Below are 21,893 nucleotides of genomic sequence, written 5' to 3' on the forward strand. Positions count from 1 at the left end.
TCCAGCTCCGCCGCAAGGCCGGGCAGAAGAGCGAGGCTGACTCCCACGACCACCAGCTCGCACAGGCAAGCCGCCAGCAGGCACACGGAAGCACGTCCCGGAACCTTCAATCCCGCCCCCCATCGCCGCCTTCTCTTGGGACCATGGCGGAACCTGCTTGCGAGGCGCTTGTGGATCACAAGGAAATCCCGCCGGACCTTGATCGCGAACACGTCTCGAAACCAGGGCTTCGGCGTAGTGAGACCCGTTTGCTTGATCGGGGTTACCGCTCACGCTCGGAGAGTGGGTGTGAGCCGTACGAGCGCGATCTAGAGGATTACTCCTCTGTGGGAACCAGACCCCTCCGACAGGCGGCCCACTCGGACGGGTCACCCAGCTTGACACTGGTGCCTCCGATACCGCACGTCCGGGTTCTCGCAGCGGTACCGCCGGTGGTGGTCGTACGACCGGCGCAATGGTTCGGCCCCACATCCGCTGTACCGAGGCCCACCCTGCCTTCGCCCGATGCGAACAGGATGGGCATCCGTGTGTCACTTGATCCACCACCTCCGAGAACGGGCCGGGAGCCCGCCCGTCGGCACTCTCACGTCTACGTCCCGGCGAACCGAATCAAGGCCGTTTCCGGCGATGTCCTGTGATCATGTGGCGGGATCCTGATCGAGCGACGCCGAGGGTGCCGGACGGCGACCACTGGAACCTTTGATCTGTCCATGTATGCCGTCCGGCCGCTTATTGAACCACCTAGTTCAGTGACCTATAGTAAACCATATGGTTCAGCAAGAGGTCCTTGACCGTACGTTCGCGGCCCTCGCAGATGCGACGCGACGACAGATCCTCATCCGGCTCGGCCAGGGTCCCGCCTCGATCGGCGAGTTGGCCGAACCGTTCGGCATGTCGCTCACCGGCATGAAGAAGCACGTGCACGTCCTGGAGAACGCCGGGCTGGTCACCACGGAGAAGGTCGGGCGATCACGGCAGTGTCGCCTGGGCACCGAACGACTGGAGGACGCCATGTCCTGGATCAGGTTCTACCAACGGCTCTGGGAACGTCGGCTCGACGGCCTCGACGCCTACTTCACCCTCAAGAAGGAAAACGACCAATGACCCAGAACATCGAGACCACTCAGCTGCGCACGAGCCGTTTCCTGCCCGCGAGTCCGGAAGAGGTCTTCGACGCCTACACCGACGCCGAGAAGCAGAAAATCTGGTTCAACATCCTCAACGAGAAGCCCGGCATCGTGGAGATCGATGTCGACCTGCGCGTCGGAGGCAGGCAGACCGCGGTGTGGGGACCGGACTCCGACACTCTGTTCCGAGAGACACAGACCTTCTTGGTCATCGACCGTCCACATCGCCTGGTCACCGAATCCACCGGCATCAGCCCGGACGGCATGACCATGACGACCACGATCGAGATCACGTTTGAAGAGCACGACGACGGAACGCTCCTCACGGTGGTGCAGACCGGATTCCCGGCGCCTGAGATGCGTGACTTCTTCGTGCAGGAGGTCTGGGCCGGAGCGCTCGATCGGATCGAAGCGTACCTGCGCAGCGGGGAGCGGCGGCCTTGACGGAAAGCGCGGAGAGCCAGATGAACACGTCGAAGAACGCACCCGATCGGGCACCGGACGGCTCGAACGGATACGGTTACGGCAACCCCATCACCACCGTCGTCGCAACTGTGGCAGCCGCGCCGTTCCTCAATCTCGTCATCTACGGGCTTGGGCGTGCCGCCGGCGGCGACTTCCGGTTCACCGCCTCGGGTCAGCCCGCTGAGGTCGACGCGCTCACCGTCGCCGGCTTCACCGTCCTGCCGTTGCTTGTGGGGATGACCGCAGTGGCGGTACTCACCCGAATCTGGCCATGGGTGGTGCCCGCGGCGTTGGTCGTCGCCCCGGCGATCGCGCTCGGGACCATCCTTGTCATGACGATTCCCGCTGATTTCGACGACACCAGCAAGATCACGTTGGCGTTGTGCCATGTCATGCTCGTGCCCGTGACCGTCGCCGGAGTACTGAGACTGCGCAGGCAGCGCCATGGACAGGCCGCCGCGGACCCGGATATCGCCGAGACGACTCCGCCCCCGCCCGGCGGGCAACCATAGGGACGGCGACCGCGGAAAGATTCACGACGATGGACGAGTACATCGCCGCCCGGCAACGAGGCAAAGGTCAGAGATCAAGCTAGGGGCGATCGAGGTCGAAGGTCACATCGGCCGACCGCACCGTGCGGACGCGGGGTCCTCGATGATCTGCCTGAGCTTTTGACCGTGGCGAGCTGATCGACGTAGCCGTAGGCCAGGCCCTCGCTATAAACCACCTTTCCGGGCATGCGTTGTACTTCCGGTCGGACTCATGCTGAAACCTCCACCGGCCCGAAGGCGCCGCTTGTGGCCCTGCGAGCCTGGGCGCAGTGGGCGGGGTCGGCCTTGATCCGAGCGGTCGCCCGCCAGCCTGCGATGACTTCCTGTGTGGTGACATCGACATCCAGTTCCGCGGCATCAGACAGTGCCTCCACCAGTTCGTCGGAACCGGGCCCGTCTGGCAGGCGCCCCACCCCGACGGGTCACCTGGCTTGACGTTGGTGCCACTGAGGCCGCAGTAGTCGGTGGCCGCCCGCAGAGGTTCACTGTCGATTCACCGGAGAAGGAGGAGCGTGCCGGGCCCGGTGCCGCCGCACCGCGTCCCGGTTGGCACAGCGCGGCGAGCAGTAGCGTTGCCGGCCGCTCCGCGAGACGTCCGCGTAAACCAGCCCGCAGCCGTCGCGCGCGCAGCGCGCCAGCCGCGACATGCCGCGCCCCGTCAGATGCAGGGCGGTGCCCACCGCGACCAGCGCGCGCAGCACGCCGCCGAGCGACAGGCCCGCGTCGCGATAGTGCAGGTGCCAGCCGGTTCCGGCGTGGTCAGTGACGCGGGGATACGCCGCCGAGGTGGCCAGCAGGTCGTTGAGCAGCGCGACCCGTGCGCGCTCGTCGCGGATGTCGACGATCTCGCACCACTGCTCGGCCAGGTTGAGCGCGGCAGCTAGATCCGCCTCCCCCGGGGGGCGGTCGATGACGAGGCCGGCGTCCGCGCACCGTTTCACCAGGTCGTCGAGGGATGCGGGCGGGAAGTTGGTCAGGTCCGCCATCAGAAGGACCGCGTCCGCTCCGTAAGGGTTGAGATGCACAATGCCATTACAGCACGCTGGACCCATGAACGACCACGACGGACATGACTGGCACACCCGCTCCCACCACCACACCAGCGAAGGGCTGGTGCGCTACCAGACCTGCCGCTGCGGCACCTGGCGGGTGCTGTGCGGGGCCCTTAACCCGCCCGCCGCGGCGGTGGTGGCGTGGAGCGCCCGGCGGAGCGCACCGTCCGGCCAGGCGCGCCGCTGACCGGCGCATTCTTTTCAACCTGGCAGCGGACCCCCGGCAGTAGGAGCGATGCGTGGCGGGTGCGGGCCACCTCCAGCGCTGCCGGTGTGACTCCTCACAGTTGTGTCCGCGCGGCGTCTTCCTGGTGGCTTCTGTCGGCCCCACCGGGCGCGTGGGCCGTGCGTGCTCGGACCGGCCGGAGAGCCGCAGCCGGGCGCGCAGACCGATCAGCGCACCCGGCGGGCCCCGCAGCGGACCGCCTTTAACCCTGTAATGAAACTCCTCGCCGAAAACGACACCAGTCCTCTAAAACTGACGAACATCGTTGACACCTGGGTCTCCGACCACTACGGAGACCGTCTATGTCGACTTCCCCGAACCCCCCACTCGACCGTGAAGCCAAGCGGCGCCTGGCGGTCATCCGTCACGTCGAAGAGGTCTCGGGCAACGTCGCGCTGACGTGCCGCTACTACGGGATCAGCCGGCAGGCGTACTACGTCTGGTACCGCCGTTACCTGGCCGAGGGCATCGAGGGCCTGCGTACTCGCTCCAAGCGGCCCAAGACCAGCCCGAACGCCACGCACGCCGAGGTCGTACAAAAGATCATCTATCTGCGGCAGAACTACCACTTCGGCCCGGAGAAGATCTCGATGTACCTTAAGCGGTACCACGACGTCACCATCAGCCGCTCAGGCGTCTGGCGGATCCTCAAGCGCCTGGACATGGGCCGGTTGCCGGCCTCCCAGCGCTACAAACGCCACGACAAGCGGTGGAAACGCTACGAGAAGCAGCTGCCCGGCCACCGCGTCCAGATCGACGTCAAGTTCATCGAACCCATCGCCGGCGTCACCGGCCGCAAGGGCGGCCGCAACAAGTACTACCAGTTCACCGCGATCGACGACTGCACCCGCCTGCGAGTGCTGCGCATCTACCCCCAGCTCAACCAGAAGACCGCCATCCAGTTCCTCGACTACGTGCCGCAGCGCCTGCCCTTCCAGGTGCAGGTTGTCCAGACCGACAACGGAGCGGAGTTCCAATCGGCCTTCCACTGGCACGTGCTGGACAAGGGCATCAACCACGTCTACATCAAGCCCCGCACACCGCGGCTGAACGGCAAGGTCGAACGCTCACACCGCATCGACGCCGAAGAGTTCTACCGGATGCTGGACGGTGTCGTCATCGACGACGCCGAGGTCTTCAACGACAAGCTTCGCGAATGGGAGGACTACTACAACTACGATCGACCCCATGGCGGCCTCGGCGGCCAGACCCCCTACGAACGCCTTAAGCAGAAGACTCAGACCCAGGCGTAAACGATCAATGTCAGTTGCACAGCCAAAAACTTGCGAGACACGATTGACGCAGGACAGACTCTCGCAACCCCGGGAGACATCGCCGCACTATGAATTGAGCTCGTATCGAGTCATGTCCCGTGGAATGGTATACAGCAGTCGCGTACAGCAACACCGCCTTACATGATCACACCGGATCGACCTGCAACCATCGGCTGAGCAGAGCGGGCGTGCTGGCAAGGCATCTGCCCTTCCCTCGCAAGGAAGGGGTGCGAGCAACCGGCGCTCGGCAGCAAAACGGCTCACACTCACAAGGTCAGCAGGATCCGAAAATCTACTCCTCGGTCGGGACCAGGCCTGTTTGGCAGGCACCCCACCCGGATGGGTCACCTGGCTTGACGTTGGTGCCGCCGATAGCGCAGCGGCACCTTCGGCGCCTCGCTCAGAGCCGCCCAGGCAAAAGGGCGTACAAGTTCACGGGCGCCGGTCACCGGTTACGCAGGTACCGCCAGCCCAGTACCCCGTACCAGATCATGATCGGCAGGTGGAGGACGTACCCGAGCTGTTCCAGCGCCACCGTCGGCCCATCGGTCCCGGTCGTCCACGGAAGCGCGACCGCGGCCAAACCTGAGATCGCGGCGACCGCACCGGCGATGCGGAGCCCGGTGGACATCGGGACGCCGACCGCTGCCGCGGCGGTGGCGGCGACCCACAGCAGCCCGGCCAGGTTGACCGCCCACTTGGCGGTGAGCAGCACCGCCCAGGCCACGGTGGCGGCCGCCGGGGCGGCGGGGTCAGCGGCCAGCTGAGTCAGTGCCAGGTTCCCGGCGTCATGAAGCAGGCCCGCAAGCCCGGCGGCAGCCAGCAGCCCGCCGGCCGGCGTCTCCAGGTGCGGTCCGGGTGCCTGGGCAGAGCAAGCGGACATCACGAGCCCGGCCGCGGTCAGTGCCAGCCAGCCCAGCACGTCAAATGCCAGCTCAGTCAGATGCAGTCCGAACCGCTCAGCCACCGCGGCCAGCGCGGCGGCAGGGTCGGCCGAATTCAGGGTCAACCCCGATGGCACCACGATGGCCGCACCGGCAATCATGGCCACCAACGAGGTCAACAGCAGGACACCGGTAAGCCGGGTCCGAGGGTTCGAATCGGTCATGGACGGTGACGGTAGGACCTTGCCGCAGGGACAGAGTCAACATGCCGGGGAGAGGAGCCAGGGTGTGGCGGATCGGCCAACTGGCGCACATGGTCGGCGTGTCCGAACGGACCCTGCGCCATTACGACAAGATCGGGCTACTGGCTCCCGCCGCGGTGGACCGATCCACCGGCTATCGCTGGTACGGCGTGGCCGAGCTGTCACGGCTGGAACGCATCCGCGGCTTACAGCGCCTGGGCCTGCCGTTACGCCGGATCGCCGATCTGCTGGACGCTCCCGAGGCGCAGCTGCGACAAGCCCTGGCCGAGATCGTGACGGGCATCAAGCGTGACATCGCCGCTTTGGCCGCCACTGCGGCTCATGCCGAGGACCACCTCGCCACGCCGATGTCGATCCTGCCCCAGCAGACCGCGATGAGATCACGCCGCCTACGCGTACGCCGACTGCACCTCGATCATCCATCCGAGCTCGCCGCCCTATGCCCGGCACCGCCGGCGACCCTGCTGACCTGGCTGCGCGGGCAGCCGACCGGCGGGTTCACGGCGGCGGTGACCACCGATCGCGACAGCGAGCAGCTCACCCTGCCCGCTCGATCCGTCGTGCGAGCCGTCGTTCCGCCCTCCGCAGACGTGGTCCGCGCCGGGCAGGACCTGTTCGGCTGGTTGCACCGCCACCACCTGGCCATCACCGGCCCCACCGTGGAAGAACACCTCGTCGACGCCGACGGAGCCCACGCCGTCGTCCTTGAAGTATCCGTACACCCCCAACGACACACCCCCTCGGCCTGACCGCTCCTCACACGTCTCCCACCCACCGAACCGGGGCCGGACAGCAGGACGGCTCACGCCCAGAAGTTGAGCGTGAGCCGTACAGCGGAGCGCTGTGGAGCTACTCCTCGGTCGGGACCAGACCGGTCTGGCAGGCGCCCCACTGAGACGGGTCACCTAGCTTGACGTTGGTGCCGCCGATGCCGCAGTAGCCGCCGGGGTTCTTGTAGAGGTACTGCTGGTGATATTGCTCGGCGAAGTGGTAGTCGCCGGCGGGGGCGATCTCGGTGGTGATGGCGCCGTAGCCGGAGTCGGTGAGGACCTTCTGGTAGGCGTCACGCGAGGTCAGGGCGGCCTTCTCCTGCTCGGGTGAGTGGAAGTAGATCGCCGAGCGGTACTGCGTGCCGACGTCGTTGCCCTGGCGCATGCCCTGGGTGGGGTTGTGCGACTCCCAGAAGACGCGCAGCAGTTCCTCGTAGGACACCCGGGCCGGGTCGAAGACGACGCGGACGAGTTCGGTGTGACCGGTCTGGCCGGTGCAGACCTCCTCGTAGGTCGGGTTCGGGGTGTAGCCGCCCCCGTAGCCGACGGAGGTGGAGACCACACCCGGGGTCTGCCAGAAAATGCGCTCGGCGCCCCAGAAACAGCCGAGGCCGAAGTCCGCGATCTCACTCCCCTCGGGGTACGGCGGAGCCAGCGGGGCGTCGAGAACCTCATGACGCCCGGGCACCGCCATCCTGGTGGCACGGCCCGGCAGCGCGTTCTCCGGGGACACCATGGAAGTCTTGTCCTTGCCGAACAGCCAGCCCATTGCGAACCTCCTCCTGACACGTTCTCACCAGGAAGCAACCGAGGGCGGCTCCCCCGTGTTCCCACAAGTGTTTCTTAACTGATCGAAAAGCACAGCTAAATTGTGTTAAATCGAGTAAGGAGTAAAGATAGGGGTCATGCCTGAAACACGCCGTGGAGTTCTCTATGGGATCGCCGCCTACGCAATGTGGGGCCTGTTCCCGCTCTACTGGCCGCTCTTGAAGCCCTCCGGCGCCCTGGAGATCCTGGCCCACCGCATCGCCTGGTCCCTGGTCGCCGTCGTCGCCATCCTGGCGGTGCGACGCCACTGGTCCTGGTTCCGCGAGCTGCTGCGCACCCCGAGAAAGATCGGCCTTCTCGTCCTGGCCGCGGTGCTCGTCACGATCAACTGGGGCGTCTACATCTACGCCGTCAACACCGGGCACGTGGTCGAGAGCGCGCTCGGCTACTTCATCAACCCCCTGGTCAGCGTGCTCTTCGGCGTCCTGATACTGAAGGAGCGGCTGCGGCCGTGGCAGTGGGCCGCAGTGGGGCTGGGCACGGTGGCGGTGGTCGTGCTGACCGTGGACTACGGGCGGCCGCCGTGGATCGCACTGGCGCTGGCCGCCAGTTTCGGCACCTACGGCCTGGTCAAGAAGATCGCCGGGGTGGGTGCGGCGGAGAGCATGACGATCGAGACGCTGGTGCTGCTGCTGCCCGCGCTGGGCTACCTGGCCTACCTGGGACAGCAGGGGACGAGCACGTTCGGCAACTGGGGGGCGGGCCACGCGCTCCTGCTGGCCGGAGCGGGTGTGGTCACCGCCGTTCCGATGCTCTGCTTCACCGCCGCCACGCTTCGGGTACCTCTCACCACGATCGGCCTGCTGCAGTACATCGCCCCGATCCTGCAGTTCCTGTGCGGGGTGGTCGTCATGCGCGAGGTCATGCCGCCCAGCCGCTGGGTGGGGTTCGCCATCATCTGGCTGGCGCTGTCGGTCTTCACCTGGGACAGCCTCAGGACGGCCGCTCAGGCCCGCCGCGCGATGCCCAAGCAGGTAGCCGTACAGAACGCCTCATAAGCCTCAGGAGCCGCGTACGGCGAGGACCAGGGGGGTGAAGACCGGGTCGACGCCCGCCTGCTCCAGCGCGGCGCTCAGGGAGCGCTCGTAGGTGGGCGTGGCACCGGCCAGGCGGATGCGCCCCTCGTCGGTGATCACCGAGTAGACGCCGCGCCGGTCGTCCGAGCAGAGGTTGCGCCGGGTCATCCCGGCCCCTTCGAGACGGGCGACAAGGCGGGTCACCGAGCTCTGGTTGAGCCCCACCGCCTCGGCGAGTTCCTGCATGCGCATGGAGCCGTCGGGGACGGCGGCGAGCTGGATCAGTGCGCGGTACTCCGACAACCCCAGGCCGTGACCGCGCTGGAGTGCCTTGGCCAACTCCGCCTCCACGCGTGCGTGCAAGAGGGCGAAACGGTCCCACGACATGGTGATTCCTCCTGGAGTGTGCTATCCGGCAGGAGTCTACATGCACATACATTATTTGCTTTGCCCTGCAAATAATATCGTGGAAGAAACACGAAAAACCCGGCTCGGCGCTGTCGCCGGGCCGGGCTGGGTCCTGTCCTGGACCGGCGCTCAGCCGGAGCGCTCGACGACGTAGTCGCAGAGGGCCAGGTAGGCGGCGCGGGCCGGGATGTCGGGAAGGCCCGCGAGGTCCTCGCGGGCACGGTCGACCCAGTCGAGCAGCTCGGCGCGGGCATGTCCCATGGCGGGGTCGGCGCGGAGCAGACGCAGGGCCTCCTCGATGTCCTCCTCGGCCACCGGACCGGCCAGCAACTCGCGCAGCCGGACGCTCTCGGGGTTGTCCGACGCCAGGACGTAGAGCACGGGCAGGGTCCGGATGCCCTCGCGCAGGTCGGTGCCCGGCGTCTTGCCCGACTCGGCCGTCTCCGAGGCGACGTCCAGCAGGTCGTCGCCGAGCTGCCAGGCGACCCCGATGGCCTCGCAGGCCCGGGTCAGTCGCTCGACCACCTCGGGCGTGGCACCGCTGAGCATGGCGCCGAACCGGCCGGAGGTGGCGATCAGCGAGCCGGTCTTGTCGGCCAGCACCCCGATGTAGTGGGCCACCGGGTCCTCGCCGGAACGGGGGCCGATGGTCTCGCGGATCTGGCCGCGGACCAGCCGGGAGAACGTCTGCGCCTGGATCCTGATGACGTCGGAGCCAAGATCGGCGAGGATCTCCGAGGCCTGGGCGAACAGGTAGTCGCCGGTCAGGATGGCCACGGTGTTGTCCCAGCGGGCGTTGGCCGACGGAGAGCCCCGGCGGACCGGGGCCTCGTCCATCACGTCGTCGTGGTAGAGCGTCGCCAGGTGGGTCAGCTCGATCACCACGGCCCCGGGCACCACTCCCGCCGCCGCGGGTGAGCCGAACTGGGCGGCGAGCAGGACCAGCATGGCCCGGAACCTCTTGCCGCCCGCCTCGATGAGGTGCTTGGACGCCTCCGTGACGAAGGCGTCCTCGCTCTCCACCGAGGATCGCAGCAGTTTCTCGACCTCGGCCAGTCCGGTAGCGAGGTCCTGCGCCAACCGTTCGTCGACGAACGGAAGATCAACAACCGGTGGCGCAGCCATGAACCGTTACTCCTCTAGCGAATGAACAGCGCGGACGCAGCCTGATCCGCGAGATCGAGCACCGGCTGCGGGAAAACCCCTAGCACTACCGTAGCCGCTGCCGCGAGGGCGACCACAGCCGAGGTGCCCACCGTGGGCGTCGCGATGGACGGTCCGTCGACGGCGGGCTCGTTGAAGAACATCAGCACGATCACCCGGACGTAGAAGAACGCGGCGATCGCCGAGCTGACCACACCCACGATGACCAGCGGCAGCGCGTCTCCGGCGACCGCCGCCGAGAAAACGGCGTACTTGCCGAAGAAGCCGCTCGTGAGCGGAATGCCGGCGAAGGCCAGCAGGAAGAAGGCGAAAATACCCGCGAGAACGGGGGAACGCTTGCCCAGACCGGCCCAGCGGGACAGATGCCCGGCCTCGCCTCCCGCGTCACGGACCATGGTGACGACCGCGAAGGCGCCGACCGTGGTGAAGCCGTACGCGGCCAGGTAGAACAGAATGGCCGACAGGGCGTGCTTGTTCTGCTCGGCGGCGCCGATCGCGACGACGCCGGTGAGCAGGAAGCCCGCGTGCGCGATCGAGGAGTAGGCGAGCATCCGCTTGATCTCGGTCTGGGTGATGGCCAGGATCGCACCGACGATCATCGTCAGGATCGCGATGCCCCACATGACCGGCTTCCAGTCCCACTCAAGGCCGCCCAGGGCGACCCAGAAGACCCTCAGCACCGCGCCGAAGGCCGCCACGAGCACCGTGGAGGCCATCAGAGCGGTGACCGCGGTGGGCGCGCCCTGGTAGACGTCGGGCTTCCACGCCTGGAACGGCGCGGCTCCGACCTTGAAGAGCAGGCCGACACCGAGCAGCGCGAGGCCGAGCAGCAGCAGCGTCTCCTGACCGCTGACCTTGGTGAGCGCGGCGCTGATGACCTTCAGGTCCACCGACCCGGCGTAGCCGTAGACCAGGGCCATGCCGTACAGGAAGAAGGCCGAGGAGAACGCGCCGAGCAGGAAGTACTTGACCGAGGCCTCCTGCGAGAGCAGGCGGCGGTGGCGGGCCAGACCGCAGAGCAGATACAGCGGCAGGGACATGACCTCAAGGCCGACGAACATGGCCAGCAGGTCGTTGGCGGAGGCGAAGAGCAGCATGCCGCCGACCGAGAACAGCAGCAGCGGGTAGACCTCGGTCTGGGCGTGTCCGCTGAGGATCGCCTCCTCCTCGTCCGGGCTTCCCGGTACCGCCGCCGCCTGCGCGACGAACTGGTCCTCGTCGTTGATCAGGAGCGTGCTGACCAGCGCCAGGATGAGGATGATGCCCCAGATGAACAGGGAGGGGCCGTCCACCGCGATCGAACCCATGGCCGTCGGCGCGTCCGGCAGGCCGTTGAGGGCGGACAGGACGGTCATGACGAACCCGCCGAGCAGGGCGAGCAGCGTGAGCGGCATCTGGATCGACTTGCGCAGGTAGCGGGGCGCGAACGCCTCGACCAGCACCCCGATGATCGCCGCACCGAACACCAGCAGCATCGGCGAGAGCAGCGCGTACTCGATTGTCGGGGCTTGGATGGTGCCGTTCACTGGCCGGCCCCCTTCTTCTCTGCCACGGCGGGCGTGAACGGTTCGATGTGGACGCTGGAGATCGTCTTGTCGACCGCGGGATTGATCACGTCAAGCACCGGCTTGGGGAAGAAGCCCATGGCGATGATCACCGCGATCAGCGGGCCCATCACCCAGATCTCGCGCCAGTTGAGGTCGGGCATGACGTGGGCCGACTCCTTCGAGGGGCCGGTCATCGTGCGCTGGTACATCCACAGGATGTAGACGGCCGCCAGGACGACGCCGCTCGTCGCGATGATCGCCGCGACCGGGTAGCGCTCGAAGGTGCCGATCAGGACCATGAACTCGCTGACGAACGTGGACAGTCCCGGCAGGGAGAGCCCGGACAGGCCGGCGATCAGGAAGGTGCCGGCCAGCAGCGGGGCGACCTTCTGCACGCCTCCGTAGTCGGCGATCTGGCTGGAACCCCGGCGGTAGATCAGGAAACCGGCGACCAGGAAGAGCGCGCCGGTCGAGAAGCCGTGGTTGACCATGTAGAGGGTGGCGCCCGCGCCCGCGTCCCTGGTCATCGCGAAGACGCCCAGCGCGATGAAGCCGAAGTGCGAGATCGAGGTGTAGGCGATCAGGCGCTTCATGTCGGTCTGGCCGATGGCCACGATCGCGCCGTAGACGATGCCCACCACCGCCAGCACGATCACCAGCGGGGTGAAGAACTTCGACGCGTCCGGGAAGAGCTCCAGGCAGAAGCGGAGCATGCCGTACGTGCCGACCTTGTCCAGCACGCCCACCAGCAGCACCGCGGCGCCGGCCGGAGCCTGCGCGGCGGCGTCGGGCAGCCAGGTGTGGAACGGCCAGAGCGGCGCCTTGACCGCGAACGCGATGAAGAAGCCCGCGAAGAGCCACTTCTGCGTGGTCGGGTCCTGGATGACGCCGATCAGCTGGGGGAACATGAAGGTGCCCTTGCCGGCGATCACGTAGAGCGCGATCACCGCGACCAGCATGAGCAGGCCGCCGAAGAGCGAGTACAGCAGGAACTTCACGGCCGCGTAGGACCGCTGGGCTCCGCCGTACGACCCGATCATGAAGTACATCGGGATGAGCATGGCTTCGAAGAAGACGTAGAAGAGGAAGACGTCGGTCGCCGCGAAGACGCCGATCATCATCGCTTCCAGCACCAGCAGCAGCGCGAAGTAGGTCTTCACCGAGCGCTTGGGCGGAGCCGCGGCCCCGGTTCCGTCGGCGTCGTGCCAGGAGGCGAGGATCACGATCGGCACGAGCACCGCCGACAGCGCGATCAGCACCAGGGCGATGCCGTCCACGCCGACGCCGTAGTGGACGCCGAACCGCGGGATCCAGTCGTAGACCTCGGCGAACTGGAAGCGCGTCTCGGAGGCCGGTTCGAACAGGTACGCGAGGGCGCCGGTGAGCGCCAGCACGACCAGTGAGACCGCCAGCGCCAGCTGCTTCGCGAGCTTGTCACTCTTGACAAGGGAGACACCCACCGCGCCCAGAACGGGCACGGCAATCAGGGTCGAGAGCCAGGGCATCACATGTTCCCTACGTAGAGCAGCGCGCCAACGACCACGGCGGCACCGAAGAGGATGGACAACGCGTAGGACCGTACGTAGCCGGTCTGGATGCGGCGCAGCCGCCCGGAGGTCCCGCCGATCCCCGCCGCCAGGCCGTTGACCAGGCCGTCGATGCCGCGGTTGTCGAAGAACACCGCGAACCGGGCCAGCCACTGGCCGGGGCGCATGAACAGCGCCTCGTTCAGGGCGTCGCCGTACAGGTCACGGCGGGCGAAGGTGGTGAGGAACGAGCCGCGCGGGGCGAGCCGGGGCACCTCGGCGGCACCGTAGCGGAACCAGGCGTAGACGACGCCGACGGCGACCAGCGCGAGCGTGGTCAGACCGGGGACGCTGAAGGGGTGGAATCCGGGCAGGTGCTCGGGCAGGCCGACCGCCGGGGCGAGGAATCTCATGAGCCGGTTGTCCAGGATCAGGAGGGCGCCCAGGAAGACCGAACCGATCGACAGCAGGATCAGCGGCACGGTCATCACGGAGGGCGACTCGTGCGGGTGCGCGTCGTCGGCCCAGCGCCGCTTGCCGAAGAAGGTCATGAAGACCATCCGCGACATGTAGAAGCCGGTGATGCCGGCACCGACGACCGCGAGCCAGCCGAGGATCTGGTTGTGCTCCATGGCCGTCTCGATGATGCCGTCCTTGGTGAAGTAACCGGACAGCAGCGGGAACCCGATGATCGCGAGATAGCCGATCATGAAGGTGGCCGCGGTGACCTTCATCACCGAGAACAGGCCACCGTACTTGCGCATGTCGACCTCGTCGTTCATGGCGTGCATGACCGAGCCCGCCCCGAGGAACATGTTGGCCTTGAAGAAGCCGTGCGCGATCAGGTGCGCGATGGCGAAGGCGTAGCCCACCGGGCCGAGGCCCGCGCCGAGCATCATGTAGCCGATCTGCGACATCGTCGAACCGGCGAGGCCCTTCTTGATGTCGTCCTTGGCGCAACCGATGATCGCACCGGCGAGCAGGGTGGCCACACCGACGATCGTCACGACGAGCTGCGCGGTCGGGGCGGCCTCGAAGAACGCGCCGGAGCGGACGACCAGGTAGACGCCCGCGGTGACCATGGTCGCGGCGTGGATGAGTGCCGAGACCGGGGTCGGGCCCTCCATCGCGTCCAGCAGCCACGACTGCAGCGGCAGCTGGGCCGACTTGCCGCAGGCACCGAGGAGCAGCAGCAGGCCGACCGCGGTGATCGTGCCCTGGGAGGCCGCGCCGGAGGAGATCGCTCCGCCGACCGCCCCTCCGGTGAGCTCGTTGAAGGCGACCGAGCCGAACGTCGTCCAGATCGTGAAGATCGCGATCAGCAGGCCGAAGTCGCCGACGCGGTTGACGATGAACGCCTTCTTGGCCGCGGCCGCCGCCGTGGGCTTGAACTGCCAGAAACCGATCAGCAGGTACGAGGCGAGGCCCACACCCTCCCAGCCGACGAACAGGACGACGTAGTTGTCGGCCAGCACCAGCAGGAGCATCGCGGCGACGAACAGGTTCAGGTACGCGAAGAACCGGCGCCGGCCCGGGTCGTGCGACATGTAGCCGATCGAGTAGATGTGGATCAGCGATCCCACACCGGTGATCAGCAGGGCGAAGCTGATCGACAGCGGGTCGATCAGCAGCCCCATGTCGGCGAGGCCGGGGATGAACTCGTAGAGCCTGACCCCCTGGCGACGCTGGGCATCGGGCAGCCCGAGCAGCTGGACGAAGGCGGCGACCGCCACCGCGAACGCGCCCAGGGACATCGCGACACCGAGGAGGTGACCCCAGCGGTCGGTGCGGCGCCCGAACAGCAGCAGGATCGCGGCACCGAGCAGCGGGAGCGCGACCATGAGCCAGGAGACTCCGATCACACCCCCGGAATGCTGGATGATCTCAGCGGGTTCCACGGCCACCTCTTAGTACTTCAGCAGGTTCGCGTCGTCCACCGACGCGGACCTGCGGGTTCGGAAGATCATCACGATGATGGCGAGGCCGACGACGACCTCGGCCGCGGCCACCACCATCACGAAGAACGCGATGATCTGGCCGTCCAGGTTGCCCTGCTGCCTGGCGAAGGCGACGAACGCGAGGTTGCAGGCGTTGAGCATGAGCTCCACGCACATGAACACCACGATCGCGTTGCGCCGTACCAGCACGCCGATGGCGCCGATCGCGAACAGCAGCGCGGAGAGCACCAGGTAGTGAGTGGTCACTTGCCGTCCTCCTGCTGGGGCGCCGCGTCCTCCGCCTGGACGGGCTTGTCGCCTGAGTCGGAATCGCGATCCTGCGCCGCGTCCCTCTCCAGGACCTGCTTGATGAGCGCCGCCTTCACCGGGTCGGTCGGCGCGAAGCCGCCCTCCATCTCGTGCCTGGCGAGCACCCGGTTGATGGACTTGTCGGCGACCGTGCCGTCGGGCAGCAGGGCCGGCATGTCGATCGCGTTGTGCAGCGCGTAGGTGCCGGGTCCCGGCAGCGGCGAAGGCTGCGGGCCGTTGAACCGGGCGCGGGCCAGGTCACGCTGGGTGGCCTTGGGCCGGATGCGCTCGCGGTGCGCCAGCACCATCGCGCCGAGCGCGGCGGTGATCAGCAGCGCCGAGGTGACCTCGAAGGCGAAGACGTACCGCGTGAAGATCAGCTGTGCCAGGGAGGGCACGTTGCCGCCCGCGACCTTCGTGGCCTCGGCCAGGCCGGTGGGCGCGGCGAAGGTGGCGTTGCCGACCCCCAGGGCGAGCAGGAAGGCGAAGCCCAGGCCCGCGATCGCCGCCCAGACGCGCTGCCCCTTGATCGTCTCGACCAGCGAGTCGGCGGAGTCGACGCCGACGAGCATCAGGACGAACAGGAAGAGCATCATGACCGCGCCGGTGTAGACGATGATCTGCACCGCGGCGAGGAAGGGGGCGTCCTGTACCGCGTAGAGCACGGCCAGGGAGAGCATGACGACGCCCAGCATCAGGGCCGAGTAGACGGCCTTGCGGCTGAAGACGAGCCCGAGGGCGGCCGACACCGAGACGACCGCCAGGATCCAGAACGTGATGGTCTCACCCATTGTTGCGTCCCAGCCGGTAGTAGTCCTCTTCGGTCTCGCCGAGACGCATGGGGTGCGGCGGGACCTCCATGCCGGGACCGAGCGGTGCGAGCAGCATTTCCTTGGTGTAGATCAGGCTCTCACGGCTGGTGTCGGCGAGCTCGTACTCGTTGGTCATCGTCAGCGCCCGTGTCGGGCAGGCTTCGATGCACAGGCCGCACAGGATGCACCGCAGATAGTTGATCTGGTAGGTGCGCCCGTAGCGCTCACCGGGTGAGAACCGTGCCTCATCGGTGTTGTCGGCCCCCTCGACGAAGATCGCGTCGGCCGGGCAGGCCCAGGCGCACAGCTCGCAGCCGACGCACTTCTCCAGGCCGTCGGGCCAGCGGTTGAGCTGGTGCCGGCCGTGGAAGCGCGGCGCCGTGGGCCGCTTCTCCTCGGGGTAGTTGACCGTCTCGACCTTCTTGAACATCGTGTGGAAGGTCACGCCGAATCCCTTGATGGGATTCAGCCAATCAGTTGCTCCCACTGGGAACCTCCTTGCGCTCTACCCCGTGGTAGTGCGGCAGGTCGAGCGGCGGCACAGGGAAGCCACCCGCGGTCGGCTCGGCTTGGAGTTGCTCGAACTCGGCTTCGACCAGTGCGGCCTTGGCCTCCTTGCGCTTCTGCAGCACGCTGTCGAAGCGCCACCAGATCCCGAGGCAGCCGATCATCACGATCGCGGCCAGGATGAGCACGAGCGACCGGTTGACGTTTTCGAGCTGCAGGGCCCTGACCGTGGCCACGAGCAGGATCCAGGCCAGGTTGATCGGGATGAGGACCTTCCAGCCGAGGGCCATGAGCTGGTCGTACCTGACGCGCGGCAGCGAGGCGCGGCACCAGACGAAGAAGCCGAAGACCAGCACCATCTTGGCGAAGAACCAGAGCAGCGGCCACCAGCCGGTGTTCGCGCCGTCCCACATGGAGATCGGCCACGGGGCACGCCAGCCGCCCATGAACAGGGTGATGGACACCGCGGAGACCACGAAGACGTTGACGTACTCTGCGAGCATGATGATCGCGAACTTCAGCGAGTTGGAGTACTCGGTCTGGAAGCCGCCGACCAGCTCGCCCTCACCCTCGGGCAGGTCGAAGGGGACCCGGTTGGTCTCGCCCAGCATCGTGACGATGTAGATCAGGAAGGACGGGATCAGCAGGATCATGTACCAGGAGGGCATCGGGATCTCCAGGCCGCCCAGCGTGAACACCCCGCCCTTGGCCTGTGCCGCGACGATCTCCGAGGTGGAGAGCGTCCCGGCGAACAGGAACACGCCCACGAACGACAGGCCCATCGCGATCTCGTACGAGACCACCTGGGCGCTGGCCCGCAGGCCGCCGAGGATCGAGTACGGGGAGCGTGAGCCCCAGCCCGCCAGCACGATGCCGTACACGCCGATCGAGGCCATCGCCAGCACCAGCAGCACCGCGACCGGGAGGTCGGTGAGCTGCAGCGGCGTCTGGACACCGAACATCGACACCATCGGGCCCATCGGGATGACGGAGAAGGCCAGGAAGGCCGGTACCGCCAGGACGACCGGGGCGATGAAGTAGATCGCCTTGTCGACGGTCCGGGGCATCAGGTCTTCCTTGAGCCCCATCTTCAGGCCGTCGGCCACCGACTGGAGCAGCCCGAACTTGCCCGCCCGGTTGGGACCGTACCGGTTCTGCATGCGGGCGATGAGCTTGCGCTCGAACCACACGCCGTACAGCACGCCCAGCATCAGGACTATGAAGATGACGACGGCCTTGATGATGCTGATCCAGAGCGGGTCCTTGCCGAAGTCGGCAAGGGTCGGATCGGCCGCTAGAAGAGTCCGGGCATTCATTACCGCTCCTCGTTAGCTTCGCCGGCGGCGCTTACCTCGCCGGCCGTGGTGCTCTCGGCGGTGTTCACCGCGCCGACCCTGACCACATCACCGGCGACGGCGTGCAGGTCACGGGTGACCGAGCGACCTTCGGAGTTGGCCGGCAGCCACACCACCCGGTCGGGCAGGTCCGCGATCCGCACGGGCAGGCTCAATGAGCCGTGCTCGGTGCCGACGACCACCTCTCCACCCTCTACCAGGCCGCACTCGGCGGCGGTGGCCTCGGACACCAGCGCCACGCCGGGGCGGGCGGTGCCCGCCAGGTACGGCTCGCCCGCCTGCAGGCGGCCGTCGTCGAGCAGCAGGTGCCAGCTGGCCAGGACGGCCTCCCCCGCCCGCGGCCCGGCGGCGAGAGAGCCGCTCGCCTGGGGGGCCGCGGCCCTGGGGCCACGCCACGCGCCGATCGAGCCGATCTCGCGGCGGGCGGCGGCGGGGTCGGGCAGGCCGAGGTGCACGTCCATGGCGTCGGCGATCGCGGAGACGACCCGCAGGTCGCTCATGATCCCCGGAACCCCGAGCGCCTCCTCGAAGGAGCGCCCGCGCCCCTCCCAGTCGACGAAGGTGCCCGACTTCTCGGCCACCACGGCGACGGGGAACACCACGTCGGCGCGGTCGGTGACCGCGCTGGCGCGCTGCTCCAGGCTCACGATGAACGGGGTGTTCTCCAGGGCCAGCAGGGCCGCCTGCGGCGCGGCCAGGTCGTAGGGGTCGACACCCGCGACGACCAGGGCGTCGAGTTCTCCGTCGAGCGCCGCCGCCAGCATGGCGGTGGTGTCGCGGCCCTCGCCCTCGGGCAGCGAGGTGACGTCCCAGGCCCTGGCCACCTCGGCGCGGGCGGTCTCGTCCGCGACCGGGCGGCCGATGGGCAGCAGGTTCGGCAGCGCCCCGGCCTCGACGGCCCCGCGCTCACCGGCGCGGCGCGGGATCCAGGCCAGGCGGGCACCGCTGGAGTCGGCGAGCCGCAGCAGCGCCGACAGCGCGCCCGGCACGGTGGCGAGTCGCTCACCGGCCAGGATGATCGCTCCCGGCTGCCTGATCGCCTCGGCGGCCGTCACGTCGACGGCGGCCAGGTCGTCCAGGACGGCGGTCTCGGTGCCCGGCACCGCCGGGATCAGCGTGCCGCCCATCTTGGCCAGTCCGGGGCCGGCGAACGGCGCGACGGAGAAGACCTTCAGGCCCTTCTTGCGCCATGCCTTGCGCAGGCGCAGGAAGACGATCGGCGACTCCTCGTCGGGCTCGAAGCCCGCCAGGAGCACCGCCGGCGCCTTCTCCAGGTCGGCGTAGCGGACCTCGATGCCCTTGCCGGCGACGGCGTGCGCCAGGAAGCGCGCCTCCTCCTCGGAGTGCGGCCTGGCGCGGAAGTCGATGTCGTTCGTCCCGAGCGCGATCCGGGCGAACTTCGAGTACGCGTACGCCTCCTCGACGGTGACGCGACCGCCGACGAGCACGCCCGCGCGCCCGCGCGCCGCGGACAGGCCCTTGGCGGCGGCGGCGAACGCCTCCGGCCAGGAGGCCGGCACCAGGCGACCCTCCTCGTCACGGACGAGGGGGGTCTTCAGCCGGTCGGGCTGGGTCGCGTAGGTGAAGGCCCAGCGCCCCTTGTCGCAGTTCCACTCCTCGTTGACCTCGGGGTCGTCCCCGGCCAGGCGGCGGGTGATCTTGCCGCGCCGGTGGTCGGCGCGCAGGGAGCAGCCGCTGGCGCAGTGCTCACAGGCGCTGGGCGTGGAGACCAGGTCGAACGGGCGGGCCTGGAAGCGGTAGGCGGCACCGGTCAGCGCGCCCACCGGGCAGATCTGCACCGTGTTGCCGGAGAAGTAGGACTCGAACGGGCGGCCGTCCGCGGCTCCGACCTGCTCCTTGGCCCCGCGCTCGAAGAAGTCGATGAGCGGGTCGCCGGCGATCTCGTCGGAGAAGCGGATGCAGCGCGCGCACTGGACGCAGCGCTCGCGGTCGAGCAGCACCTCCGAGGAGAGCGCGACCGGCTTTTCGAAGGTCCGCTTCTTCTCCACGAAGCGGCTCTCACCCTGGCCGTTGGACATGGCCTGGTTCTGCAGCGGGCACTCGCCGCCCTTGTCACAGACCGGGCAGTCCAGCGGGTGGTTCAGGAGCAGCAGCTCCATGACGCCGCGCTGCGCCTTCTCCGCGACCGGCGAGGTGAGCTGGGTCTGGACGACCATGCCCTCGGCGACCTCGATCGCGCAGGAGGGCTGCGGCTTGGGGAACCCCCGGCCGTTGCCCGCGTCGGGGATGTCCACCAGGCACTGGCGGCAGTTGGCGGCCGGGTCCAGCAGCGGGTGGTCGCAGAACCGGGGGATCTGGATGCCGAGCAGCTCGGCCGCCCGGATGATCAGCGTGCCCTTCGGGACGCTCACCTGGAAGCCGTCGATGGTGACGGTGACCAGGTTCACCGGCGCCTGCGCCGGGGTGGTGGCTTCGACGGTCATGGCGTCTCCTCCGTCGGCCTGGCGACCGAGACGGTGCTGTGCTTGCCGGTGGCCTTCCTGCGCGCGCTCACTTCGCCCCCCACACCGTGGACGGGGCGTGATCGAACGGGCAGCCGCCGATCTCGAAGTGCTTGAGGTATTCGTCGCGGAAGTACTTCACCGACGAGTGGATGGGGCTGGTGGCACCGTCACCCAGGGCGCAGAAGGAGCGGCCCAGGATGTTGTCGGCGATATCGGTGATCGTGGTCAGGTCCTCTTCGGTGCCCTGCCCCTTCTCCAGCCGCTTGAGCACCTGCTTGAGCCAGTAGGTGCCCTCCCGGCAGGGGGTGCACTTGCCGCAGGACTCGTGCGCGTAGAACTCGGTCCAGCGGAGCACGGCGCGCACCACGCAGGTGGTCTCGTCGAAGATCTGCAGGGCCCGGGTGCCGAGCATCGAGCCCTTGGCGCCCACGGACTCGAAGTCCAGCGGGACGTCCAGGTGCTCGTCCGTGAAGATCGGGGTGCTCGACCCGCCCGGGGTCCAGAACTTGAGCCGGTGGCCCTCCCTGATGCCGCCGGACATCTCCAGCAGCTCGCGCAGCGTGATGCCGAGCGGAGCCTCGTACTGGCCGGGCCGGGTCACGTGGCCGCTCAGCGAGAAGATGCCGAAGCCCTTGGACTTCTCGGTGCCCATCCCGGCGAACCACTCGGCGCCGTTGGCGATGATCGAGGGAACACTCGCGACCGACTCGACGTTGTTGACCACGGTGGGCGAGGCGTAGAGACCCGCCACGGCGGGGAAGGGGGGCTTGAGCCGAGGTTGGCCGCGATGACCCTCCAGCGAGTCGAGCAGCGCCGTCTCCTCGCCACAGATGTAGGCGCCCGCCCCGCTGTGCACGACGAGCTCCAGGTTGAAGCCGGTGCCGAAGAGGTCGGTGCCGAGGTAGCCCTTGGCGTACGCCTCGGCCACCGCCGCCTGCAGGCGGCGGATGACGTGCAGCACCTCGCCGCGCACATAGATGAAGGCGTGGTTGGCCCGGATCGCGTACGCGGTGATGATGATGCCCTCGACCAGCGCGTGCGGGTTGGCCATCATCGTCGGGATGTCCTTGCACGTGCCGGGCTCGGACTCGTCGGCGTTGACCACCAGGTAGTGCGGCTTGCCGTCCCCCTGGGGGATGAAGCCCCACTTCATGCCGGTGGGGAAGCCCGCGCCGCCTCGGCCGCGCAGCCCGGAGTCCTTGACGACCTGGATGACCGCGTCGGGGTCCATGCCCAGCGCCTTCTTGGCCGCCGAGTAGTCGCCGTAGCCCTCCAGCGTGAAGGAGTTCGGCTGGTCCCAGTTCGCGGTGAGAACCGGGGTGAGAGTGGTCACTTCGTCTCCTCGCCTGGCAGCCCGTCGCTCCGTGACGAGACCGCGCCGTGCCTGCCTGCTCGCCCGCCGCGCCC

Annotated in this window: 22 protein-coding genes; 7 read left to right on the top strand and 15 right to left on the bottom strand. The window is 68.0% G+C overall.

All coding sequences use genetic code 11. The features are described from left to right. On the bottom strand, positions 1 to 212 hold a 212-nt coding region (locus ACWD3H_RS22600; protein WP_451956376.1), incomplete at its 3' end, for a hypothetical protein. Positions 213 to 768: 556 nt separating this feature from the next. On the opposite strand from ACWD3H_RS22600, the gene ACWD3H_RS22605 reads away from it, so the two are divergent. From ACWD3H_RS22605 to ACWD3H_RS22615, 3 genes are read left to right on the top strand one after another with little or no spacing between them, the layout of a single operon-like run. Then, entirely contained in the window at positions 769 to 1,104 is a 336-nt protein-coding gene (locus ACWD3H_RS22605; RefSeq protein WP_355616603.1) for an ArsR/SmtB family transcription factor, read from the top strand. After that, positions 1,101 to 1,571: an SRPBCC family protein gene (locus tag ACWD3H_RS22610; RefSeq protein ID WP_451956377.1), complete on the top strand. Its 471-nt coding sequence runs from the start codon at positions 1,101 to 1,103 to the stop codon at positions 1,569 to 1,571. Before ACWD3H_RS22605 ends, ACWD3H_RS22610 begins: the two co-directional genes overlap by 4 nt. A 20-nt stretch (positions 1,572 to 1,591) precedes the next feature. After that, positions 1,592 to 2,104 (top strand): DUF6069 family protein, encoded by a 513-nt coding sequence (locus tag ACWD3H_RS22615; protein WP_451956378.1) that lies wholly within the window; start codon positions 1,592 to 1,594, stop codon positions 2,102 to 2,104. 521 nt (positions 2,105 to 2,625) lie between these two features. Here ACWD3H_RS22615 and ACWD3H_RS22620 read toward each other — a convergent pair. Beyond that, positions 2,626 to 3,168, bottom strand: coding sequence for a CGNR zinc finger domain-containing protein (locus ACWD3H_RS22620; RefSeq protein ID WP_355550020.1), 543 nt, complete (start codon positions 3,166 to 3,168; stop codon positions 2,626 to 2,628). A gap of 25 nt (positions 3,169 to 3,193) precedes the next feature. On the opposite strand from ACWD3H_RS22620, the gene ACWD3H_RS22625 reads away from it, so the two are divergent. Beyond that, positions 3,194 to 3,382 carry a hypothetical protein gene (locus tag ACWD3H_RS22625; protein ID WP_355550018.1) on the top strand — a complete coding sequence of 63 codons (189 nt, stop codon included), beginning with the start codon at positions 3,194 to 3,196 and terminating at the stop codon, positions 3,380 to 3,382. 341 nt (positions 3,383 to 3,723) lie between these two features. Continuing rightward, positions 3,724 to 4,674 carry an IS481 family transposase gene (locus ACWD3H_RS22630; protein ID WP_451956379.1) on the top strand — a complete coding sequence of 317 codons (951 nt, stop codon included), beginning with the start codon at positions 3,724 to 3,726 and terminating at the stop codon, positions 4,672 to 4,674. 466 nt (positions 4,675 to 5,140) lie between these two features. Here ACWD3H_RS22630 and ACWD3H_RS22635 read toward each other — a convergent pair whose 3' ends face one another. Then, a complete protein-coding gene (locus tag ACWD3H_RS22635; RefSeq protein WP_451956380.1) occupies positions 5,141 to 5,803 on the bottom strand; it encodes a hypothetical protein in 663 nt (220 codons plus the stop codon). Positions 5,804 to 5,865: 62 nt separating this feature from the next. Between ACWD3H_RS22635 and ACWD3H_RS22640 the strand changes: the two genes are divergently transcribed. Then, a complete protein-coding gene (locus ACWD3H_RS22640) occupies positions 5,866 to 6,591 on the top strand; it encodes a MerR family transcriptional regulator (RefSeq protein WP_355550016.1) in 726 nt (241 codons plus the stop codon). Positions 6,592 to 6,691: 100 nt separating this feature from the next. Here the strand turns inward: ACWD3H_RS22640 and msrA are convergent, their stop codons facing one another. Then, positions 6,692 to 7,381: a peptide-methionine (S)-S-oxide reductase MsrA gene (gene msrA / locus ACWD3H_RS22645; protein ID WP_355550014.1), complete on the bottom strand. Its 690-nt coding sequence runs from the start codon at positions 7,379 to 7,381 to the stop codon at positions 6,692 to 6,694. Positions 7,382 to 7,517: 136 nt separating this feature from the next. Between msrA and rarD the strand changes: the two genes are divergently transcribed. Next, positions 7,518 to 8,438 (top strand): EamA family transporter RarD, encoded by a 921-nt coding sequence (gene rarD / locus ACWD3H_RS22650; protein WP_451956381.1) that lies wholly within the window; start codon positions 7,518 to 7,520, stop codon positions 8,436 to 8,438. Between the two features lie 3 nt (positions 8,439 to 8,441). Here the strand turns inward: rarD and ACWD3H_RS22655 are convergent, their stop codons facing one another. The 11 genes from ACWD3H_RS22655 to nuoF form a co-directional block, all read right to left on the bottom strand. Further along, the gene (locus ACWD3H_RS22655) at positions 8,442 to 8,843 is read right to left on the bottom strand and encodes a MarR family winged helix-turn-helix transcriptional regulator (protein ID WP_355550010.1); all 402 of its coding nucleotides are present in this window, start codon (positions 8,841 to 8,843) and stop codon (positions 8,442 to 8,444) included. 150 nt (positions 8,844 to 8,993) lie between these two features. After that, positions 8,994 to 9,989, bottom strand: coding sequence for a polyprenyl synthetase family protein (locus ACWD3H_RS22660; protein ID WP_355550008.1), 996 nt, complete (start codon positions 9,987 to 9,989; stop codon positions 8,994 to 8,996). A gap of 14 nt (positions 9,990 to 10,003) precedes the next feature. Further along, positions 10,004 to 11,554: an NADH-quinone oxidoreductase subunit NuoN gene (nuoN, locus tag ACWD3H_RS22665; protein ID WP_451956382.1), complete on the bottom strand. Its 1,551-nt coding sequence runs from the start codon at positions 11,552 to 11,554 to the stop codon at positions 10,004 to 10,006. Continuing rightward, complete coding sequence (locus ACWD3H_RS22670; RefSeq protein ID WP_355550006.1) at positions 11,551 to 13,080, bottom strand: NADH-quinone oxidoreductase subunit M; 1,530 nt, start codon at positions 13,078 to 13,080, stop codon at positions 11,551 to 11,553. Before ACWD3H_RS22670 ends, nuoN begins: the two co-directional genes overlap by 4 nt. Then, positions 13,080 to 14,942, bottom strand: coding sequence for an NADH-quinone oxidoreductase subunit L (gene nuoL / locus ACWD3H_RS22675; protein ID WP_451956448.1), 1,863 nt, complete (start codon positions 14,940 to 14,942; stop codon positions 13,080 to 13,082). Before nuoL ends, ACWD3H_RS22670 begins: the two co-directional genes overlap by 1 nt. Before the next feature lie 66 nt (positions 14,943 to 15,008). After that, the gene (gene nuoK / locus ACWD3H_RS22680; RefSeq protein WP_350918451.1) at positions 15,009 to 15,305 is read right to left on the bottom strand and encodes an NADH-quinone oxidoreductase subunit NuoK; all 297 of its coding nucleotides are present in this window, start codon (positions 15,303 to 15,305) and stop codon (positions 15,009 to 15,011) included. Next, positions 15,302 to 16,138, bottom strand: coding sequence for an NADH-quinone oxidoreductase subunit J (locus ACWD3H_RS22685; RefSeq protein WP_350918453.1), 837 nt, complete (start codon positions 16,136 to 16,138; stop codon positions 15,302 to 15,304). Before ACWD3H_RS22685 ends, nuoK begins: the two co-directional genes overlap by 4 nt. Then, a complete protein-coding gene (gene nuoI / locus ACWD3H_RS22690) occupies positions 16,131 to 16,646 on the bottom strand; it encodes an NADH-quinone oxidoreductase subunit NuoI (protein WP_350955372.1) in 516 nt (171 codons plus the stop codon). The genes ACWD3H_RS22685 and nuoI overlap by 8 nt, the downstream gene beginning before the upstream one ends. Further along, on the bottom strand, positions 16,633 to 17,982 hold the full coding sequence (gene nuoH / locus ACWD3H_RS22695) for an NADH-quinone oxidoreductase subunit NuoH (RefSeq protein WP_451956383.1): 1,350 nt from the start codon (positions 17,980 to 17,982) through the stop codon (positions 16,633 to 16,635). Before nuoH ends, nuoI begins: the two co-directional genes overlap by 14 nt. Then, a complete protein-coding gene (locus ACWD3H_RS22700; protein ID WP_451956384.1) occupies positions 17,982 to 20,465 on the bottom strand; it encodes an NADH-quinone oxidoreductase subunit G in 2,484 nt (827 codons plus the stop codon). The genes nuoH and ACWD3H_RS22700 overlap by 1 nt, the downstream gene beginning before the upstream one ends. Positions 20,466 to 20,532: 67 nt before the next feature. Continuing rightward, entirely contained in the window at positions 20,533 to 21,819 is a 1,287-nt protein-coding gene (nuoF, locus tag ACWD3H_RS22705) for an NADH-quinone oxidoreductase subunit NuoF (RefSeq protein WP_350918465.1), read from the bottom strand. Positions 21,820 to 21,893 lie beyond the last annotated feature (74 nt).

It is taken from the genome of Streptosporangium sp. NPDC002607 (genome assembly GCF_053592655.1).

What these genes read in the sequence shown, in the direction of transcription:
- ACWD3H_RS22605 (WP_355616603.1), top strand. Translation starts at nt 769, where the DNA reads ATGGTTCAGCAAGAGGTCCTTGACCGTACGTTCGCGGCCCTCGCAGAT.
- ACWD3H_RS22610 (WP_451956377.1), top strand. Translation starts at nt 1,101, where the DNA reads ATGACCCAGAACATCGAGACCACTCAGCTGCGCACGAGCCGTTTCCTG.
- ACWD3H_RS22615 (WP_451956378.1), top strand. Translation starts at nt 1,592, where the DNA reads ATGAACACGTCGAAGAACGCACCCGATCGGGCACCGGACGGCTCGAAC.
- ACWD3H_RS22625 (WP_355550018.1), top strand. Translation starts at nt 3,194, where the DNA reads ATGAACGACCACGACGGACATGACTGGCACACCCGCTCCCACCACCAC.
- ACWD3H_RS22630 (WP_451956379.1), top strand. Translation starts at nt 3,724, where the DNA reads ATGTCGACTTCCCCGAACCCCCCACTCGACCGTGAAGCCAAGCGGCGC.
- ACWD3H_RS22635 (WP_451956380.1), bottom strand. Translation starts at nt 5,803, where the DNA reads ATGACCGATTCGAACCCTCGGACCCGGCTTACCGGTGTCCTGCTGTTG.
- msrA (WP_355550014.1), bottom strand. Translation starts at nt 7,381, where the DNA reads ATGGGCTGGCTGTTCGGCAAGGACAAGACTTCCATGGTGTCCCCGGAG.
- rarD (WP_451956381.1), top strand. Translation starts at nt 7,518, where the DNA reads ATGCCTGAAACACGCCGTGGAGTTCTCTATGGGATCGCCGCCTACGCA.
- ACWD3H_RS22655 (WP_355550010.1), bottom strand. Translation starts at nt 8,843, where the DNA reads ATGTCGTGGGACCGTTTCGCCCTCTTGCACGCACGCGTGGAGGCGGAG.
- ACWD3H_RS22660 (WP_355550008.1), bottom strand. Translation starts at nt 9,989, where the DNA reads ATGGCTGCGCCACCGGTTGTTGATCTTCCGTTCGTCGACGAACGGTTG.
- ACWD3H_RS22670 (WP_355550006.1), bottom strand. Translation starts at nt 13,080, where the DNA reads ATGCCCTGGCTCTCGACCCTGATTGCCGTGCCCGTTCTGGGCGCGGTG.
- nuoL (WP_451956448.1), bottom strand. Translation starts at nt 14,942, where the DNA reads ATGGTCGCGCTCCCGCTGCTCGGTGCCGCGATCCTGCTGCTGTTCGGG.
- ACWD3H_RS22685 (WP_350918453.1), bottom strand. Translation starts at nt 16,138, where the DNA reads ATGGGTGAGACCATCACGTTCTGGATCCTGGCGGTCGTCTCGGTGTCG.
- nuoH (WP_451956383.1), bottom strand. Translation starts at nt 17,982, where the DNA reads ATGAATGCCCGGACTCTTCTAGCGGCCGATCCGACCCTTGCCGACTTC.
- ACWD3H_RS22700 (WP_451956384.1), bottom strand. Translation starts at nt 20,465, where the DNA reads ATGACCGTCGAAGCCACCACCCCGGCGCAGGCGCCGGTGAACCTGGTC.